This is a genomic window from Glaciecola sp. SC05 (assembly GCF_041380235.1).
In the GTDB taxonomy this organism is placed as follows: domain Bacteria; phylum Pseudomonadota; class Gammaproteobacteria; order Enterobacterales; family Alteromonadaceae; genus Glaciecola.
Genome location: NZ_JBGIYY010000004.1, coordinates 198,879 through 216,590, shown reverse-complemented (window position 1 = coordinate 216,590; position 17,712 = coordinate 198,879). Strand labels below are relative to the sequence as shown.

General features: G+C 42.8%; 19 protein-coding genes. 8 read left to right on the top strand and 11 right to left on the bottom strand.

What is annotated here, in order from left to right:
- Window positions 1-47 precede the first annotated feature (47 nt).
- On the top strand, window positions 48-371 hold the full coding sequence (locus AB9H30_RS05685) for a hypothetical protein (RefSeq protein WP_371193676.1): 324 nt from the start codon (window positions 48-50) through the stop codon (window positions 369-371).
- Window positions 372-413: 42 nt separating this feature from the next.
- On the opposite strand, the gene AB9H30_RS05680 is transcribed toward AB9H30_RS05685, so the two are convergent.
- The 7 genes from AB9H30_RS05680 to rppH all read right to left on the bottom strand — a co-directional run bounded on the left by AB9H30_RS05680 (window position 414) and on the right by rppH (window position 7,917).
- Entirely contained in the window at window positions 414-1,364 is a 951-nt protein-coding gene (locus AB9H30_RS05680) for a diguanylate cyclase (protein WP_371193675.1), read from the bottom strand.
- Complete coding sequence (locus AB9H30_RS05675) at window positions 1,361-2,413, bottom strand: response regulator (protein ID WP_371193674.1); 1,053 nt, start codon at window positions 2,411-2,413, stop codon at window positions 1,361-1,363. The genes AB9H30_RS05680 and AB9H30_RS05675 overlap by 4 nt, the downstream gene beginning before the upstream one ends.
- A gap of 131 nt (window positions 2,414-2,544) precedes the next feature.
- On the bottom strand, window positions 2,545-3,396 hold the full coding sequence (locus AB9H30_RS05670) for a thymidylate synthase (RefSeq protein ID WP_371193673.1): 852 nt from the start codon (window positions 3,394-3,396) through the stop codon (window positions 2,545-2,547).
- Entirely contained in the window at window positions 3,397-4,251 is an 855-nt protein-coding gene (gene lgt / locus AB9H30_RS05665) for a prolipoprotein diacylglyceryl transferase (protein WP_371193672.1), read from the bottom strand.
- Window positions 4,252-4,254: 3 nt separating this feature from the next.
- Window positions 4,255-5,061 carry a sulfite exporter TauE/SafE family protein gene (locus AB9H30_RS05660; protein ID WP_371193754.1) on the bottom strand — a complete coding sequence of 269 codons (807 nt, stop codon included), beginning with the start codon at window positions 5,059-5,061 and terminating at the stop codon, window positions 4,255-4,257.
- 8 nt (window positions 5,062-5,069) lie between these two features.
- Window positions 5,070-7,358 carry a phosphoenolpyruvate--protein phosphotransferase gene (gene ptsP, locus AB9H30_RS05655; RefSeq protein ID WP_371193671.1) on the bottom strand — a complete coding sequence of 763 codons (2,289 nt, stop codon included), beginning with the start codon at window positions 7,356-7,358 and terminating at the stop codon, window positions 5,070-5,072.
- Between the two features lie 28 nt (window positions 7,359-7,386).
- Window positions 7,387-7,917 (bottom strand): RNA pyrophosphohydrolase, encoded by a 531-nt coding sequence (gene rppH, locus AB9H30_RS05650; protein WP_371193670.1) that lies wholly within the window; start codon window positions 7,915-7,917, stop codon window positions 7,387-7,389.
- A gap of 91 nt (window positions 7,918-8,008) precedes the next feature.
- Here rppH and mutH point away from each other — a divergent pair, with 91 nt between their 5' ends.
- The 3 genes from mutH to AB9H30_RS05635 all read left to right on the top strand — a co-directional run bounded on the left by mutH (window position 8,009) and on the right by AB9H30_RS05635 (window position 10,835).
- A complete protein-coding gene (gene mutH / locus AB9H30_RS05645; protein ID WP_371193753.1) occupies window positions 8,009-8,695 on the top strand; it encodes a DNA mismatch repair endonuclease MutH in 687 nt (228 codons plus the stop codon).
- An 86-nt stretch (window positions 8,696-8,781) separates the two neighbouring features.
- Entirely contained in the window at window positions 8,782-9,027 is a 246-nt protein-coding gene (locus AB9H30_RS05640; RefSeq protein WP_371193669.1) for a YfhL family 4Fe-4S dicluster ferredoxin, read from the top strand.
- Window positions 9,028-9,665: 638 nt separating this feature from the next.
- Window positions 9,666-10,835 (top strand): hypothetical protein, encoded by a 1,170-nt coding sequence (locus tag AB9H30_RS05635; protein ID WP_371193668.1) that lies wholly within the window; start codon window positions 9,666-9,668, stop codon window positions 10,833-10,835.
- A gap of 65 nt (window positions 10,836-10,900) precedes the next feature.
- Here AB9H30_RS05635 and AB9H30_RS05630 read toward each other — a convergent pair whose 3' ends face one another.
- Together AB9H30_RS05630 and metF are read right to left on the bottom strand one after the other, a co-directional pair.
- Complete coding sequence (locus AB9H30_RS05630; RefSeq protein ID WP_371193667.1) at window positions 10,901-11,893, bottom strand: virulence factor BrkB family protein; 993 nt, start codon at window positions 11,891-11,893, stop codon at window positions 10,901-10,903.
- A gap of 97 nt (window positions 11,894-11,990) precedes the next feature.
- Window positions 11,991-12,878, bottom strand: a complete 888-nt coding sequence (gene metF / locus AB9H30_RS05625; protein WP_371193666.1) for a methylenetetrahydrofolate reductase — start codon at window positions 12,876-12,878, stop codon at window positions 11,991-11,993.
- Window positions 12,879-13,016: 138 nt separating this feature from the next.
- Here metF and metJ point away from each other — a divergent pair, with 138 nt between their 5' ends.
- On the top strand, window positions 13,017-13,349 hold the full coding sequence (metJ, locus tag AB9H30_RS05620; RefSeq protein ID WP_371193665.1) for a met regulon transcriptional regulator MetJ: 333 nt from the start codon (window positions 13,017-13,019) through the stop codon (window positions 13,347-13,349).
- 67 nt (window positions 13,350-13,416) lie between these two features.
- Here metJ and AB9H30_RS05615 read toward each other — a convergent pair whose 3' ends face one another.
- A complete protein-coding gene (locus AB9H30_RS05615; RefSeq protein ID WP_371193664.1) occupies window positions 13,417-14,070 on the bottom strand; it encodes a DUF2959 domain-containing protein in 654 nt (217 codons plus the stop codon).
- A gap of 124 nt (window positions 14,071-14,194) precedes the next feature.
- Between AB9H30_RS05615 and pip the strand changes: the two genes are divergently transcribed.
- The 3 genes from pip to AB9H30_RS05600 all read left to right on the top strand — a co-directional run bounded on the left by pip (window position 14,195) and on the right by AB9H30_RS05600 (window position 16,570).
- Window positions 14,195-15,142, top strand: coding sequence for a prolyl aminopeptidase (gene pip, locus AB9H30_RS05610; RefSeq protein ID WP_371193663.1), 948 nt, complete (start codon window positions 14,195-14,197; stop codon window positions 15,140-15,142).
- The gene (gene dtd, locus AB9H30_RS05605; protein ID WP_371193662.1) at window positions 15,139-15,576 is read left to right on the top strand and encodes a D-aminoacyl-tRNA deacylase; all 438 of its coding nucleotides are present in this window, start codon (window positions 15,139-15,141) and stop codon (window positions 15,574-15,576) included. The genes pip and dtd overlap by 4 nt, the downstream gene beginning before the upstream one ends.
- A gap of 97 nt (window positions 15,577-15,673) precedes the next feature.
- A complete protein-coding gene (locus AB9H30_RS05600) occupies window positions 15,674-16,570 on the top strand; it encodes a YiiD C-terminal domain-containing protein (protein WP_371193661.1) in 897 nt (298 codons plus the stop codon).
- Window positions 16,571-16,692: 122 nt separating this feature from the next.
- Here the strand turns inward: AB9H30_RS05600 and rpoH are convergent, their stop codons facing one another.
- The gene (gene rpoH, locus AB9H30_RS05595; protein WP_371193660.1) at window positions 16,693-17,544 is read right to left on the bottom strand and encodes an RNA polymerase sigma factor RpoH; all 852 of its coding nucleotides are present in this window, start codon (window positions 17,542-17,544) and stop codon (window positions 16,693-16,695) included.
- Between the last annotated feature and the right edge of the window lie 168 nt (window positions 17,545-17,712).

Here is a 17,712-nt window from a genome sequence, read left to right as displayed (position 1 = left end):
TACTTACGGACTATACTGAGGGAAGAGTATTCTTTAAGGCCAAAAAGTTGTTAGTCAGTGAATTTGTGGACAAAAAAGCAGAACAGTTAGCATTCTATTTAGAATCCTACTGGGAGGATGGTGTTGCTTTTAAAGAAATGGATAATTTCATTTGGGATATCCTAGAGGAATGGTCAACCATAAATAACAGTCACAAACAAATGTACACGCACAAAGAGCGCGTGTTTTGGCACATTATTTACCAAATACAGTTCGTAGGCGGGCATAGCCTCAGGCATGATGCTTGTATACGCGATGAAATCCAGCTCTATACACTCTACTTAAAAGGCGGAAAACCCTGTCCCTTGGACGTTATCGGTATGCGTCCTTAAGTTTTAATTACGCATTTAACCTTTCGCTTATTGTTTCACCGTCTAAGCATGCGCTTCAGCTAAAACCACTTGATTTCGACCACTTTCCTTTGCCTGATAAAGGGCTTTATCTGCAGCTTCAAGCCACATTAAAGGTCGTGTAAACTGAGAAGAAAATTGAGCTATTCCAGCACTTATTGTAACGCTTATTTCTGCATTGTCGTGCTTAACAAGATATCTTTGAGCAGCCTTTCTAATCCGCTCTCCTACAATTAATGCTGTGTCGGCAGTCGTGTCTGGCAGCAGTACAACGAACTCCTCTCCTCCATAGCGCCCGGAAATATCCGTTTCCCTTGTGGCTTTACGAATTAGCATTGCCAAAGATTGAATAACCTTATCACCGGCCTGGTGACCATATGTATCGTTGACTTTTTTGAAGTGATCTATATCGAGTATGAGCACGGAAATTGGCTTTTTATTACGAAAGGTCAGTTTAAATTCACGCTCAAAGCGTTCCTGCCAGTACCTACGATTAAATAAACCGGTTAGGCCATCTATGCGGCTAATAACTTTTAATTGTTCATTTAGTTTATCCGCTCTTTCTTTACTCATAGCCTGATCGGTCATGTCATACACAAGGAGACAGATACGTTCCGTTTGACCGGATTCGGAAGGGATTGGCAAAATAGTAATGTTTTGATACATATGATCAGAGCTAGAAGTTATTGGCCGGCTTGTACCAAATTCAAACAAATACTGACGTTGCTCCCATATGACAAACACGGGTGTATTCATTGAAAATACCGGTTGGCATTTGTTTTCTAACCAGTTTTTATCTATCTCATTAAAAAAGTCAAAAAGTACTTTACCTTTAATATCTGCACTTAAAACACCGCTATGATTTTCCATAAACTGATTGAACTCATGCACATAAAAGGACTTATCTACAACGACAATACCGACTTCAATTGAGCTAAGTAGTGCGTCTTGCCAACTATGCTCTAAAATGCTCATCCTATTGTGTCTCTTGCGGGGATGACTTGTTCGGCACTTCTTTGTGCTCCCAATAGGCGAGAAAAGGCAGCATCAATATCTCTATCAGGGATCACCAACAAAAGCTCAAAGTTGATGTTTCCACTTGACACCGAATATGCAATTTCAATCACTAATACCTTCTCCCAGCGGGATATATTGTTGTCCACAATGTCGTTGATATCGCAGTGTACACCTAATAAGATTGGTGTGTTATGAGTAAAAATAACTTGCAGTTGATCAGATAGAGCATTTAAACAAGCCCCAATAATAATATTAGACACATCCATTACGGCTTCAATCTCAGCCAATTCCTGTTGATATTTGTCGGCACCTAACACCTTTTGAATAGCAGTTACATCTGCGTCATTAAAGATGATTAAGGCTTCACCCTTGATCGATGGACTCACAAACCCTTTTGAGACCGCCGATACTTGCTGCTCATTATCTATGTTAGTTAGCATCATTGATAACTCATTGGCGTGCACAATGCTAATATTTGGGATAGGTAGTTCGACAAAGGTATTTAAAAGTTTAGCGAGATTTTCACCTGCGCGTCCCATTGCAACATTGGCGATTTCTCTGAATGCATCGAGTTTTTCAGCAATGCTATCACCGGTATTAACGCTTTCGTCTTCTGCACGCTTTTTTGCTGAGCTTTCACCGGTATAAATACCGTACTTTGTTAAAATAGATGACAGTTTGCTGTTATCAATGGGCTTACGAATAAAATCAATAGCACCCATCGCCATCATGCGCTTACGAGCTTCTACTTGCACATCGCCAGAGACAACAATCACCATAGTCGGTAGATCCCGTTTACGGATAATTTCCATGGTTTGGTAGCCGTCCATGACAGGCATATTTAAGTCTAAAAACATCACATCACCCTTACCAGCCTCTATCTGAGCAATTGCCTCCTCACCATTTACAGCATAAGAAATGTCTACATCCCATTCGTCAGGAAGGGAGCGCGCCATTGCTTTGCGAGCAAAAGATGAGTCGTCACAGATCAATACGGGAAGAGCCATGTATAATCCTATATAGCATTACGATTTTTAAGCGTGTGTTTACTTGTGTGTTTTATCTGTATCGCACATATGAATCAAAAGTTTACCTTTTTATGCGCCTAGACCGATCGCTGTAAAATGCTGGTTAACTCTTAAACTGCAAAAGGGTATGAAATGGCGGGGTGGTGTTGGTAGCCTTGCACCTGAAAATCATCCGTAGTTACCCATGTCTCTAAGTCTTCTAAGCTACTAATTTCGGGATTAATGATGAGCGAAGGAGATGCATAAGCCGTGCGTGTTAACTGTTCATTGACCATCAATTCGAGCTGATTTTCATAAATATGCGCATTCACAATTTTATGGAAAACTTTGCCCGGCTTGTGACCGGTTATTTGCGCCATCAACGCTAATAGAACAAAACACTGAGGCATATTGAAGGTCAGTCCGAGCGGGACATCACAGCTGCGCATGTAGCTCGTTAGATAGAGGGTATCGCCGAGTAGCGAAAATGTATGGGTATGCATGCATGGCCTTAAACAGCCTAAGTGAAACTCGCCTGGGTTGTAAAAGGTAATTATTTCGCCGCGGTCATCAATGCCTTGCGACAAGTTACTCACCACTTTGTGCAGTTGATCTAAAAAAGTGCCGTCAGGTCTTTGCCATGCGCGGCCCTGCACACCGTACACTCTGCCCATGTCGTCGGTACCTTTACGGGCTGGGTTATTCAACCAAGCTTGGTTTTCGTTGGCATTTGCATTCCAAGTATTACAACCAATAGATCTAAATTGTTCCGCATTATCATAGCCACGCAAATAGCCTAATAGCTCAGCAATAGCCGCCTTATAAAAACATTTTCTGGTGGTTACTAGTGGAAATTGATTGGCGCCCACATCGTATTCTAAATCTGCGTTGATAATAGTGAGGCATTTTATACCTGTGCGCTCATTAGTTACCCATTTGCCTTCTTGCACTAAGCGCTGACATAAACGTTCATACTGATCCACTTACTTACCCTTGCTCTTTGTTTTTTTCACAGTTTTTGCTGCTGGTGCCGTTTCATGTGCTACCGCGGGGTTCTTTTTATATGCATAAATTATCAAACCAAGTCCAGCCAACATCATCGGAATACTCAGCATTTGCCCTTGAGTGATCACCGAACCATATAGCTCTGCTAAATGAGCGTCTGGCTGGCGGAAAAATTCAACAATAAATCGAAAGCTACCGTAGCCCAATAAAAACAATCCACCAACTGCGCCGGTAGGCCTTGGCTTTACTGAATATAACCACAAAATAACAAACAGTGCGGCGCCTTCCAGCGCAAACTGATAGAGCTGAGAGGGATGTCGAGGGTCTGGACCCGCTCCCGGGAAGACGAATGCCCAAGGCACATCTGTTACTCGTCCCCACAGTTCGCCATTAATAAAATTACCAATACGACCCGCGCCCAGACCAATAGGCACTAGCGGCGCAATAAAGTCACCTACATACAAGAATGACCAGCCCTGCTTTTTGGCGTACAAAAAGGCCGCGCCTATTACACCAAGACACCCGCCATGAAAAGACATACCGCCTTCCCAAATCTTAAATAAGTAAAGAGGATTATCTAGAAAATTAGAAAAGTTATAAAACAGCACATAGCCTATGCGGCCCCCAATGATGACGCCCATAAAACACCAAAACAGAAGGTCTGAAAGTTGGTCTTTGCTCCAGCCTGTGCGAGATAAACGTCGGTTGGCTAACCAAAAAGCAGCCGCAAAACCAATGAGGTACATCAGGCCATACCAACGCAGGGCAATTGGACCAATTTCAAAAATTATGGGGTTGATCGTGGGGAAGACTAAATGGGTTCCATCTGCCATTGACTACTCAATTCCTATCATCATTCGAATGCTTACCAGCACCAAAAACACAGCAAAAATGCGTTTAAGCTTTATGGTATCTAGTTTGTTAGTGAGTTTAGCACCAATGGGCGCGGTCAGTATAGAGGTTATTACAATGCCAATAGTGGCTGGAAGATAGACATAACCTAACGAATATTCAGGCAAATACTCTTTATTCCAGCCTGCGTAGATGAAGCTCATAGTACCAAAAAACGCTATCATTACACCGCATGCGCTGGCGCAGCCAATCGCCTTTTTTATGTTAACTTGAAACCACACCAACGCCGGCACAATGAGTGCTCCACCACCAATACCCATGATGGCAGACACAAAGCCGCTTCCCAAACCAATTCCTGACAAAATCCCCGGACTCGTTGGATGAATAGAGCTGCGATGACGATTAAAAATCATCTGCAATGCTATTAGAATCACAATCACCGCAAAAATTCGCTGCAGCACGACACCTGAAATACTGCTGGCAAACTGCGCGCCGAGCACAGCACCGATAGCAATACCGAATGCTGAATATTTAAAAATATCGCGATCTAGGTTACCAAGGCGATAATGGGTGCGAGCGGAAGATAGTCCCGTAAAGATGACGGTTGAAAGAGAGGTAGCAACAGCAATTGGCATCGCATCCTCTATACTCATGCCCAACAGGTGCTGAAACATATAAATACTGGCGGGCACAATAATTAAGCCTCCACCAATGCCTAAAAGGCCCGCAAGAACACCTACGATTGCACCAACACCCAAATAAATTAGCATAAGTAATAAGACTGGCTCCATGCCTGCTATCATCCCGCGCCAGCCCTTATCAATCCACCTAAATGCTTTGATTCCAAGTACTTATTTAATAATATTCGCACGTGCTCTGGGCTGGGCTGGGCCAAAATTTCAGGCAGCAATGCCTCGATAGTTTTAATATTGGTATTGCGAATAACCCAATTAATTTTACGCAAGCTGTGAGCATTCATACTGAGCTTTCTAAAACCCATCGCCATTAAGATTACTGCACCTAAGGGCTCACCAGCTAATTCCCCGCAGACGGTTACCGGCACTTTATTTAATGCGGCACTTTGACGAATTTGGTTTAAAGCAGCAAGAACAGACGGATGATAGCTCGAATATAGCGACGAGACTCTGACGTTGTTTCTATCAACTGCTAATAAATATTGCGTGAGATCATTGGTACCCACAGAGAAAAAATCGACTTTTTCGGCAAGCTGATCGAGTTGAAAGAGTACTGATGGAACCTCAAGCATAATTCCAACCGCCGGTTTCGACAGCATTAGATTATCAGCCATAGCCTCTTCCTTGACTTCTAAGAAGGCTTGTTTAATTAAACGTTTTGCTTCATCTACTTCACTTACGCTAGATATCATTGGCAAAAGAATGTGCAAATTAGTCAGCCCGATACTCGCACGTAACATCGCACGGACCTGCACTAGAAAGATGTCGGGATGGTCAAGAGTCAGTCGAATTCCGCGCCATCCCAAAAATGGATTATCTTCTGATATGGGAAAGTACGATAGAGGCTTATCGCCACCGACATCAAGGGTGCGCATCGTTATTTCTTTACTAGGGTGTGACGACAGTACACTTTTGTATAGCTCACATTGTTCACGCTCTGACGGAAAACGCTGACGCATCATAAAAGGTATTTCGGTTCGGTATAAGCCGATCCCTTCCCCTTGTTTAAATTGCTCCATTTCAACATTTGCAGTTAAACCTGCATTGACTAACAATGAGATTTTCTGGCCGTCTTCGGTCACAGTGGGTTTATCACCCTCATCGCTAATTTTTTTATACAGCGCCTCTTCTTCGTCTATAAGCTGCTGATAGTCGGCTTTTACCGTTGGGTCAAGATTAACAACCACTTCACCAGAGTAACCATCAATAAATAACTCTTTAGACTTTAACAGGTTTATCGAAACGCGCTGCAAACCCATTACTGCAGGCACGCCCATCGCGCGAGCTAATATTGCCGCATGTGAATTATTTGATCCCTTTATAGAAATTATGCCTGCTAGGCGCTCTCTTGGAAACTCCGCCAACATAGGCGCGCTGACTTCTTGGGCAACTAAGATACAGGGCTGATCTGCCGGTATGCCAGCAAAATGGTCGCCTTCATGCTTTAACATATTATTCAATATACGATTTGACAGGTCGACGATATCCACCGCACGCTCTCGCATGTAAGGATCTTCCATATTTTCAAATCGTGTTGCATAACGCTCAATCACAAACTTTAGCGAGGTGGCGGCATCCCAGCCCTGATGAATTTCCTGTTCAACCTCTCGGCCTAAACTATTAGCATCGAGTAACTGATGATAAAGCTGAAATATACCCCGTACATCCTCTGGTAGCTTATCGTTGAGCTCAGAAGAGAGCTGAGCTACTTGCTCTCGGGTAAGGTGAACTGCATCGCGATATTGGGTAATTTGAAGTTTAGTATCAGAACTTTTACGAGGCAAAAGCTGTGCTAAATCATGTTTGAAATTTACTAAAAAGCCAATGCCAATTGCTAAACCAGGGGAGCCAGGAATACCGTTAACCGTTCGCGGACTAAGTGTGGTATCAAGCTGAGAGGATGGCGTATCTCCACGCATTTCAGCATTGACAATTTCTAAAGCAATTTGCGCGGCCAGGGTGACCAAAAATGCTTCTTCATCCTCACTGAAGCGTCTCGATTCACGCTGTTGCATGGTGATAACACCCAGCACTTTACGCTGATAGATAATTGGGGTACCAATAAAGGCGTGGTAGCTGTCTTCATTAACTTCTGGATAATGCTTGAAACGCGGGTGAGCCGGTGCATCTTCAATGTTTAAAGGCTCTTCTCTGTCGCCTACTAAACCGATTAAACCTTCATAAAAACCAATCTTAACATTGCCGATGGCGTCTGGATGCAAGCCGTCAGTAGCAGCAAGCACTAAATGTCCTTCAGAATAATTTGATAAGTAAATGCTACAAGAGTCAACCTTCATGGTTTGTTTGACCATACTCACCAAACGAGCAAGAGCAGGATCCAAGCCTGGGATCTTGCTGACTTCTTGTATTATTTGTTTGAGACTAGTTAGCATAGCAGACCTTCAGTAACTCAAGCTGAGACTATTTGGACTTGCGCCTTCGACCCTTCTTAAAATTATGCGGCGCAGGTGCCCTTTGAGCCGGCATGGCGATGCCAGAGAATTCTTTTAATACTTTTCGATAGACATCACGCTTGAAGGATACAACGTTGCGTATAGGGTACCAAAAACTTACCCAACGCCAATCGTCAAACTCTGGATGACCAGAGGCAGCAAGATTAACGTCCTTTTCCTGACAGCTTAGTTGGAGCAAAAACCACTTTTGCTTTTGACCAATACAGACAGGGTCACTGCCTTTGCGAATCAATCTCTTAGGAAGTTTGTATCTTAACCAGTTACGGCTAACGGCAAGGATGTTTACATCTTTTTCTTTCAACCCAACTTCTTCGTACAACTCTCTGTACATAGCTTGTTCGGCTGTTTCGCCTTGGTCAATTCCACCTTGCGGGAACTGCCATGAATGCTGGCCATATCGCCTAGCCCAGAAGACTTGACCCTGTTTGTTGCATATGATGATGCCAACATTCGCGCGGAATCCTTCGGTATCAATCACTTAGATTACCTAGCGCAGTTATGCTTTAATATGCCTTCATTCTTTCATAAACTAGAGATTATTCAAAGCAAATGTTCTCAGATACAAGATTATTGTGATAAATCAAACTATTACAGGTTCTGTGCCCGCTTCCGAACAAGACCTTATGCAAAAGGCTGCAGCAATTGCTGGCATGACCTTAGGTGAGCTTGCTAGTCAGCTGCAGGTAAGGGTGCCTGAAAATTTCAAACGTCAAAAAGGCTGGAGCGGTCAACTTATCGAGTCAGCTTTAGGTGCCAGTGCCGGCAGCAAACCCATACAAGATTTTCCAGACCTAGGAATCGAGCTAAAAACCTTGCCATTGAGCTATACGAATGCGCCCTTGGAAACCACCTATGTGTGTTATGCCCCTTTAACAAATATTGCCGGCACAACATGGCATACCAGTAATGTGCGTAATAAACTTCAAAAAGTGCTCTGGGTGCCATTGGCTGGGGAACGCGAAATACCGATCTCTGAAAGAGTCATCGGGCATGCTTTTTTATGGCAGCCTACGCATCAGCAAGACGCACTATTAAGGCAAGATTGGGAAGAGTTAATGGATTTAATCGCCCTTGGTAAAGTAGAAAGCATTACCGCACGGATCGGACAATACATGCAGTTAAGACCAAAAGCGGCGAACGGTAGCGTATTAACTGAAGCAATTGGAGAAGATGGCGGGTTAATTAAAACCCGCCCTAGAGGCTTTTATTTGCGAAAAGAGTTCACCCAAGGAATATTGAACGAAGCCTTTTCTTAATGCTTCGTTGATAAAGATCAATACCTACAAAGTTTCATAAGCGTATTCTTTTGATTGTAGATTCTCCCAATCAAAGGAATATTGCGATGTCACTTTTAATTACAGAAGAATGCATTAACTGCGATCTATGCCCTGAGGAATGCCCGAATGAAGCAATCGAAATGGGTGTTGAAATCTATGAAATTCATGCGGATAAATGCACAGAATGCGTAGGTCACTACGACACACCGAGTTGCGTTGCAGTATGTCCCGTAGAATGCATATTGCCTGATCCAAATCATAAAGAAACACTTGATCAACTCGCTGAGAAGTTTGCGAACATGCACAGTTAACGCCCTATCCGCTATGGCATTTAGTCTAATGGCGAAAATCAAAGCCTATTATTCAACCAAAAGCAGCTAACTTATTTAGCTGCTTTTTTATTGCTCGTACTCTTGTTATGTCAACTCCATGTAAGCGATTGTAAAGCTTCGTAAAGAAGCTGAACTACTTCAACAAACGCCTGACTTAGCCATGTTATAAAAATGCAATACACCTGTTTGTATCTGCAGCCTATACGCACCTAACACTAATCCACTCGTGTTAAAAACATAAATATCATGGAGAGAATGAATGAAACGCCCAGGCTTTGACCTACCAGCAATTAAACTAAGCACTTTTGCCCTCTTACTATTAACCCTTAGCGCTTGCGGCTCAGGTAGCAGCGATGATGATGAACCCGGCTATATAAAGCTTTACAACGCTTTACAACGCTTCTGCTAACTCACCGGATATCTACCTTACCCTCGACGAAGACCTAGATGAAGACACCGATGATGAAGTTGAACAAACTTTTTCTGGCGTAAGTTACGGTGAAGCGAGTCGCGATGCAGAGGTACCATCTAGAGAGTATTTTATAGAGCTAGCATGGCAAGATGAAGACAGCGCGTTGCGAGGCGATCTTGAAATAATATATGAAGGTGTCTTTTCCGTGCCTTCGCAAAGTATTGTCATGTATGTGCTAACCGAGAGCTTTCCAATGCCTCAAGTTACTGAATTTATTATTCCGGTAATAGATGACGACGACGATACCGACAATGATTTATTTAATTTACGCTTTTTAAATCTGCACCCCAGCTACACCGATATTGACATCTACATGTCGAAGTCCGACGAAACTTTTAACGAAGCGATTTTTATGGGCACGCAAAGCTACTTAGGACTTTCAGACAACAATAAACTCGAAGAGGACCAATATACTTTTTACATCACCGATGCCGCTAGTGATGCGCTGTTGTTTACCTCGGTTGAGGTATCATATCCATTCAGCAATCAAAATATTCTTGCCATTCGCCCTAATTTTGGTGCCGGCGATACTCCTTTTGTTATTGATAATATTTCATCTATTTCGAATGTTGAATACCAAGCAAGTAATGCACAATCTGAATTTAGAATTTACAACGGCATTCAACTCAATGATTTAATGCCAAGCTACGACGGTTCAATTGAAGTGAGCTCGGCGATGCCTCTGTCACTCGAGGACAGTCTACAAGTCTTGAGTTCTAAGCTACAAAGCGGTGAATTTACCGATCTTTTTGTCGTTGAAAATGGCGATTATAATTTTAATGTAAAAGTAGCTGAGACCGAGAACTTCTTATTGCAAAACCAACTCATAAGTCTCCCTGCAAACGCTCAACGCACACTTTTTTATTATGTGAGTGAAGCGGCGGTAGATGAAGACGGTGACGGTAACATTGATGAAAATGGCGATGGCGTTATTGATGAAACAGAAGCCATTATTCGAACCTTGGTGATCAACAACAGTAATCGCAACCGACTTTATGAGCATGAAGTCGAAATTATTAACCTGGTCGATGACGATGACTTTAATAGCGTTACATTTTACTTTGTCAAAAGTGACGAAAGCATCGAAACCGCAGAAAACCGCAGAACGGTTGGTTTAGCGACGCCGCTAAGCGTAGTTCTCAGAAATAACACATACGAAGTATATGCAGTAGCAAGAATCGACGGCAGAGACATTATTTTGAATAGCCAGCTTTTAGTGCTTAATGAGGATAGCGGCGAACAATTTCTGGTCTTTGAGACCGACACCACTTCTCAAACTGGTTATAGCATGCGCTTTGTTGATCAAATTTCATAAATAATATTTAAAGAAGGGCCATTTAATATGGCCTTTTTACTTTGGCTAAACGCAACTTAGTCTAGCTACTTTCCTTTGGATACAGCTCTTACCTTGGTTGGGGTTTGCTCTTGCGCGATATCTGAGGCTGGTGGGTCTTCGAGTTGACCATAGGTTTCAATGTTGGCGTTTTGCTCTCCCGCCGCCTGAGCTGAGTCATGCTCTACGAAGTTATCATCGTAACGCTCACAGGTGATAGTCACCGCATAGCTGCACACCGCACCAATGAGCACAACAATCCAGCAAAGATACACCCATACAAATAAAATGGGCACAACTGCTAAAGCACCATAAATAATTTGATACGACGGAAAGCTCGACACATAAAACGCGAAGGCTTTTTTAGATAGCTCAAACAAAATTGCCGCTAGTACCGCACCCCAAATCGCGTATTTGGCACGTACAGGACGATTTGGCACCACCATATAAAGTAACATAAATGCGCCAATAGCGGCTAAGCTTGGGACCATCTTTAAAAACGCGGTTCCAAAGCCGGGTGTGTAGTCGTCAGCAAATTCGGCGATTGTCGCTAAATAAGAGCTAACCGCTATGCTCGAGCCAATCAACATAGGACCAAGGGTGATAACCATCCAATAAATGGCGAAGGTATAAATAATTGGACGCTGCGCTTTGGTCTTCCAAAGGTGATTAAGGGTTTTATCGATGTTTGAAATTAGTAGCAATGCCACCACCAACAGCGTTGCGATACTGACCGCGCCCATGCCAGACGCGTTATTTACAAACTCCGTCATATGCGTTTGCACTACGTCACCTGACGCAGGTAAAAAGTTGCTAAAGATGAAGTTCTCGAAATGCTCACGCATTTCACTAAACGCTGGAAACGCCGACATCACCATGAAAAATACCATTACCACGGGCACCAGCGATAGCAAGCTCACATACGCCATATGCCCAGAGGACACAGTAATCCGCTCTTCCTTTAATTGCTTAAAGAAGGTTTTGACGATGTCTATGACCAAAGGCTTTCGTAACTGGTAATAGGCTTTAACGCTCAACATGAAGCTCACTTGATGTATTCCATTGCTTAAGAGCGTCTAGTTTACTCGGATTTCGGTACAAGTGCCAAAATCCTTATCGATGAAAGCGTTTTTGCCTTCAGTTTTGTCTGCGTAAACCCAGCATGTGGCAAATTGCAAAACTCAGTTCGCTGCGATTTAATGTATAGAAATGAAAATGCTTTACACCTTCTTTAGCAAGGACTTTTACCATGTCCATCGCAATGTTAGCGCCCAGCAGATTACGTGTTGCTTGGTCGTCTTTTTCAAGACCGTCATACATTTTATGCAGCCACCCTGGCACGTGCACATTGGTAAATCCGGCAAACCTTACTAAGGTTTGGTAATTAGTCACTGGCAATATTCCTGGCACGATATCAAGGTCTATCCCGGCCGCAGCGGCTCTGTCGCGAAATCTTAAAAATACGCTGGTATCGAAAAAGAACTGCGTAATAGCCTCATTCGCACCGGCTTGGGCTTTGCGCTTTAAATTAAGCAAATCAAATTGATCGTTACGCGCCTCAGGATGTTTTTCAGGATAGGCGGCCACCGATATATCAAAATCAGCAACGTCTTTGAGTAAACTGACTAGATCGCTCGCATACATGTCGGTTTTATCAACACCCTCGGGTAAATCCCCTCGTAAAGCAACAATACGGCGGATGCCAGAATCCCAATAGTCTTGAGCGATTTGGCGCAACTCTTCTCTACTCGCGTCCACACAGGTTAGATGCGGGGCAGTAGGGATACCGGTTTCGGAGTGAATTTTTTTTACTACCGCATGAGTACGGTCACGTTCGCCACTGTTTGCACCATAAGTAACCGACATATAGCTGGGGTTTAGGGGAGCTAGTCTTTCAACAGACTTCCAAAGTGTTGTTTCCATATCAGGTGTTTTCGGCGGAAAAAATTCGAACGATACGTCGATGTCTCTGAGTTCAGAGAGTGATTGGTTGAGAGCGTCGATGCCCTGAGCATAAGAAACCATACAGAAACCTTTTGGACGTTTAGACGTCTAAAGTACGCAAACTACGTCTAGACGTCAAGCAGTTTACACGTCTATATTGACCTTTTTATTATTCCAGTTAGACTTTTGATATAACTAAAAGCAACTAACGGCATCAAAATGGCAAAGTGGAACGGTAAATACATACACCCTTATGCAGAGCACGGAAAGAAATCTGAGCAGGTAAAGAAAGTAACGGTATCGATTCCCATTAACGTTTTAAAGGTATTAACAGATGAACGTACACGCCGCCAGGTGAACAATTTACGACATGCGACGAACTCCGAATTACTCTGTGAAGCATTTTTACATGCCTTTACCGGCCAGCCTTTGCCTGACGATGCGGACTTAAGAAAGGATAATCCCAATCGCATTCCAGCAGAAGCAAGACAGATCATGGAAGCAATGGGAACAGCTACACTAGACAAACATCAAGGCTCTGAAAAAGACTAAATCAAGTAGAACAGATAAGCACTGGTGCTGCTCAAGCAGCACCAAATGTTAGAAAACAAGCTATAGCTTAGCCTCTTATCGTTGCAATAAACGCATCAGATTGCTTAATTGCTTCGTTCATTTCTTTTATTAAAGAGTCCACATCCGTTTTTATGGTAGTTAATTCGCCCTGAAGCGAACTGATAGCATTGGCATTTAAATTATGCTTTAGGTAAAGCACATTATCTTGCAAAGACGCCAATACTGGCGTCATGCTTGATTCAACTCTGCGCATCGAGCGCAATAGACTATCGTAATTACGGCGAGTTGATTTAAGTTTTGAGGCACTATCTCTGCGTAAATTGGCATTACCGATAGCGTTTAGCTCTTCTTCCCACTCACGAAAAAGAGAGTCTGCAACCGCTTCTACCTTGTTAATGCGATCGGAGACTTCTTCAGCGCTGCTTTTGCTATCCTCATACTCGTCTTTTAGCTTCTCATAAATATCTTGAAGCTCGCCACCATCAAAGTTAATAAGCGCACTAAACTGAGACAATGCGTCTGCAAATTCTTCCTGCGCTTCTTTTTGTGAATCTTGGGCATCTTCAACACGATCAACCAAAATATCTCGTTTTTCAACGCCAATTTTGTCCCACATACTAAAATATGCATCGTCTATTGCCGACTGACAGCCTGAAACGAGTAAGACCATAGCGGCTGCTAAAAATAACTTATGAACCATTGTATATCCTTTACCTGTATGTAAATTAAGGTGATGTTTTTGTTAGTTGTACCCTTAACATCAAACATGTGTCGCTAACTATACTACAATACAAGCAAAAGAATAAGCCGGAGCCGAGGATTCAGTGCCCAACCATTCATTCAAATTTCCTGTGTCAAATGAGCATATTCTGCATGTTGAAGAGGCTGGCAATCCAAATGGCATTCCAGTTCTGTTTTTACATGGCGGTCCTGGGGCTGGCATAAATGCTAACTTTCAGTGGGCGTTCAATCCGGAGCAATATCACATCATTGGCTTTGATCAACGAGGTTGTGGGCAATCTCAACCGTTTGGCGAACTCGAGCACAACACTACTGCAGACCTAATAGAAGATATCGAAGCACTGCGCCAGCATCTCAATATTAGTACTTGGCATGTATTTGGGGGCTCATGGGGTGCAACGCTAGCGCTTTGTTATGCTATTGCGCATCCCGAGGCAGTAACACGCCTAATACTTCGAGGTATTTTTTTGGCGCGCCAACAAGATTTTGACTGGTTTTTAGAGCCTAACGGTGGCGCAGCCCAAGTATTTCCAGATGCATATATTAACTTTAGTAAAAGCATTCCAAGTCATAGCGAGGGTTCCAAACAAATATCGCAGGCTTATTATGAGCTTTTTAATAGCAACGATGAAACGGTATCTAAAAATGCCTTAAGTGCTTGGTTTGATTGGGAAGGCGCAATATCTAAGCTAATCCCAGACCAACAGCAGTCAAGCACCACCGCATCGAATCAGCAAGTCAAAAGCTTAGCGTTATTAGAGTGTCATTATTTAAAACACCAGTGTTTTATTCCAGAGAACCATATTTTAAATAGCGCCCACAAAATTGTGAATATTCCAACCCATATTGTGCACGGTAGATACGATATGGTTTGCCAAGTGTCGGCCGCTTATCAGCTCCACAAGGCACTACCACGTTCTGAATTATTTATTATAAATGATGGCGGTCACAGTGCGTCAGAGCCCGGCATTAAGTCAAAACTCATTGAAATCATGGATGCGCTTGCCAAACAACCGCAAAGCACGTCATGATTGGCCTAATTCAAAGAGTAAAAACTGCAGATGTAAAGGTCGATGAGAAAACGGTTGCCAGTATCCAAAAAGGCATCTTGCTGTTGCTAGGCGTCGAAAAAACTGACGGTCAATTGCAACTCGAAAAGCTGGCAAAGAAAGTCCATCAGTATCGAATATTTAATGACGACAATGGCAAAATGAACCTTAACTTAACCGATGTCGGCGGAAAGCTATTAGTGGTTTCGCAATTTACCCTTGTGGCCCAGACCGACAAAGGTAATCGACCAGGCTTTTCATTGGGCGCATCACCCGAACATGGAAAGCACATTTATAACGCATTTATTGCTCACGTTAACGAACAGTATCAGAGCTGTGAAACAGGAATATTTGGTGCAGACATGCAGGTTTCCTTAGTCAACGACGGGCCTGTAACCTTTCAATTTAAAATCTAGGGTCTGTATCTTAGAATAAGCAACGTGCAATTTTAGGCAATATAGCTAAAATGAAGTATTGTTTAACAAACAGTTTTCGCTGATATGGATAAGAATCTTGTTTATTGTCAATAAACCCAAAACCGATGAAGAAATGGCCGAGTATTATGCTTTTCGCTGGCTATGGCTGCGTGAACCATGGGGATATCCAAAAGGCTCAGAAAAAGACGAATATGAAGGTGTAAGCGAACATCGTGTTGTAAAAAATACTGATGGGGAAGTCGTAGCTTGCGGTCGCGTGCACCTAAACACTACTGAAGAAGCCCAAATTAGGCACATCGCTGTAGATAAGCGATATCGCCGACAAGGCCTAGGGCAGATTATTTTGTCGGCATTAGAGCAAGTGTCACGTGATATGGGTGCAGAACGAGCCGTCACTAACTCCAGAGAATCTTCTATCGAGTTTTTTCACAATTGTGGCTTTGAGATTATTGACGAGGCGCCTAACGAGTTAGGAAAGTTAAAACGCAAGCAAATGCGCAAACAACTGTTTGATAATAATAAATTGGTACTGCACCCTAAGTGGTGTCGAGAGTTACAGCGAACTTGGCACGAACAGATCCCGATTACAGAACACATGGGTATTAAGCTATATCAGTATACAGAGCTCGCAATCGAGACTCGCGCATCACTTAATAAGAATATCAATCTGCATGGCAGTATGTTTGCTGGCAGCATTTACTCTCTGGCAACACTTACTGGATGGGGCATGATATTTTTGCAACTTAAACAAAAAGGCTTGAGCGGCGAAATAGTGCTAGGCGATGCCTCTATTCATTACCATAAACCAATTACCATGAAACCCAGAGCCATATGCAAACTTGAGACGGTTCAAGGTAAATTCGACATGCTTCAGCGGGGCAAGAAATGCTCTGTGACATTGCGGGTTGAGATTCTAGACGAAGACAATGAAGTTGCTGAATTTTCAGGGCAATATTGGGTCCTGCCTGCCTAGTTAGCCTTGCAAGCCACAAACTCGTCTAGCGCTGTTGATTAAAAAGACCCCTTCTACTAAACATTATTTTATCATCCATAAAAAACCCCGCTATATGCGGGGTTTTCAATTTTGTGTAATTACTACAGCATTGCAGCTTGCAGTTTCTTCATAGCGTTCTTTTCGATTTGACGCACACGCTCAGCTGACACCTGATATTCGTCAGCTAAGTCCTGTAGGGTCATTTTATCATCCGACAACCATCGTGTTTCTATAATGTGCTGACTGCGCTCATCTAAGGTTTTGATAGCCGAATACAGACGCTTACTTGCAGCAAGATCAATATCATCATTAATGACCGTATTTTCAACGTCAGCAGTTTTATCTTCTAAGAATTGAGCAGGACTAAACGTAGTTGACTCATCATCGTCGTTGGTCAAATCAAAAGCCTGATCTTGGCTGCTCATGCGAGCTTCCATTTGCAACACTTCTTTGGTACTTACGCCTAGCTCTTGAGCTACCTTTTGAACTTCTGCGTGAGTAAACCAACCCAAGCGTTTTTTCGACTTGCGTAGATTAAAAAATAATTTGCGTTGAGCTTTAGTAGTAGCGACTTTCACAATACGCCAATTTTTTAAGACGAATTCATGAATTTCTGCTTTGATCCAGTGCACCGCGAACGAAACCAAACGAACGCCGACGTTTGGGTCGAAGCGCTTAACCGCCTTCATCAAACCAATGTTACCTTCTTGGATGAGATCAGCTTGGGGTAAACCGTAACCTGAGTATGATTTAGCAATATGCACGACAAAGCGCAGATGAGACATAACCAACTGACGCGCAGCCTCCAAGTCACCTTCTTCAAACAGACGGAGTCCCAAAGATTTTTCTTCCTCTGCCGATAACATATCAATGCGAGAAACAGCTTGAATATAACTTTCAATGCTTCCGCTATGGGGTACGGCTAGAGCGAGTGTTTGCATTTTTTCTTTCATTGTTACCTCATTCATTTTGTAACAGACCTTTTGACTGTTTAAATGACCGATAGTTCGCAAAATAATTTTATGTTTATTCGATTAAATATAAGGGCAGATTTCAAAAACTCAAGTGTTTGTTGATATCTTTTATTGCTTTATCGAATAAATACCAGTTTTTTTTAGTTT

Bases quoted from the DNA above. Each gene is read 5' to 3' on its own strand.
- AB9H30_RS05680 (WP_371193675.1), bottom strand. From the start codon at position 1,364: ATGAGCATTTTAGAGCATAGTTGGCAAGACGCACTACTTAGCTCAATT.
- AB9H30_RS05675 (WP_371193674.1), bottom strand. From the start codon at position 2,413: ATGGCTCTTCCCGTATTGATCTGTGACGACTCATCTTTTGCTCGCAAA.
- lgt (WP_371193672.1), bottom strand. From the start codon at position 4,251: ATGGCAGATGGAACCCATTTAGTCTTCCCCACGATCAACCCCATAATT.
- AB9H30_RS05660 (WP_371193754.1), bottom strand. From the start codon at position 5,061: ATGGAGCCAGTCTTATTACTTATGCTAATTTATTTGGGTGTTGGTGCA.
- ptsP (WP_371193671.1), bottom strand. From the start codon at position 7,358: ATGCTAACTAGTCTCAAACAAATAATACAAGAAGTCAGCAAGATCCCA.
- AB9H30_RS05640 (WP_371193669.1), top strand. From the start codon at position 8,782: ATGTCACTTTTAATTACAGAAGAATGCATTAACTGCGATCTATGCCCT.
- AB9H30_RS05630 (WP_371193667.1), bottom strand. From the start codon at position 11,893: ATGTTGAGCGTTAAAGCCTATTACCAGTTACGAAAGCCTTTGGTCATA.
- metF (WP_371193666.1), bottom strand. From the start codon at position 12,878: ATGGTTTCTTATGCTCAGGGCATCGACGCTCTCAACCAATCACTCTCT.
- metJ (WP_371193665.1), top strand. From the start codon at position 13,017: ATGGCAAAGTGGAACGGTAAATACATACACCCTTATGCAGAGCACGGA.
- AB9H30_RS05615 (WP_371193664.1), bottom strand. From the start codon at position 14,070: ATGGTTCATAAGTTATTTTTAGCAGCCGCTATGGTCTTACTCGTTTCA.
- dtd (WP_371193662.1), top strand. From the start codon at position 15,139: ATGATTGGCCTAATTCAAAGAGTAAAAACTGCAGATGTAAAGGTCGAT.
- rpoH (WP_371193660.1), bottom strand. From the start codon at position 17,544: ATGAAAGAAAAAATGCAAACACTCGCTCTAGCCGTACCCCATAGCGGA.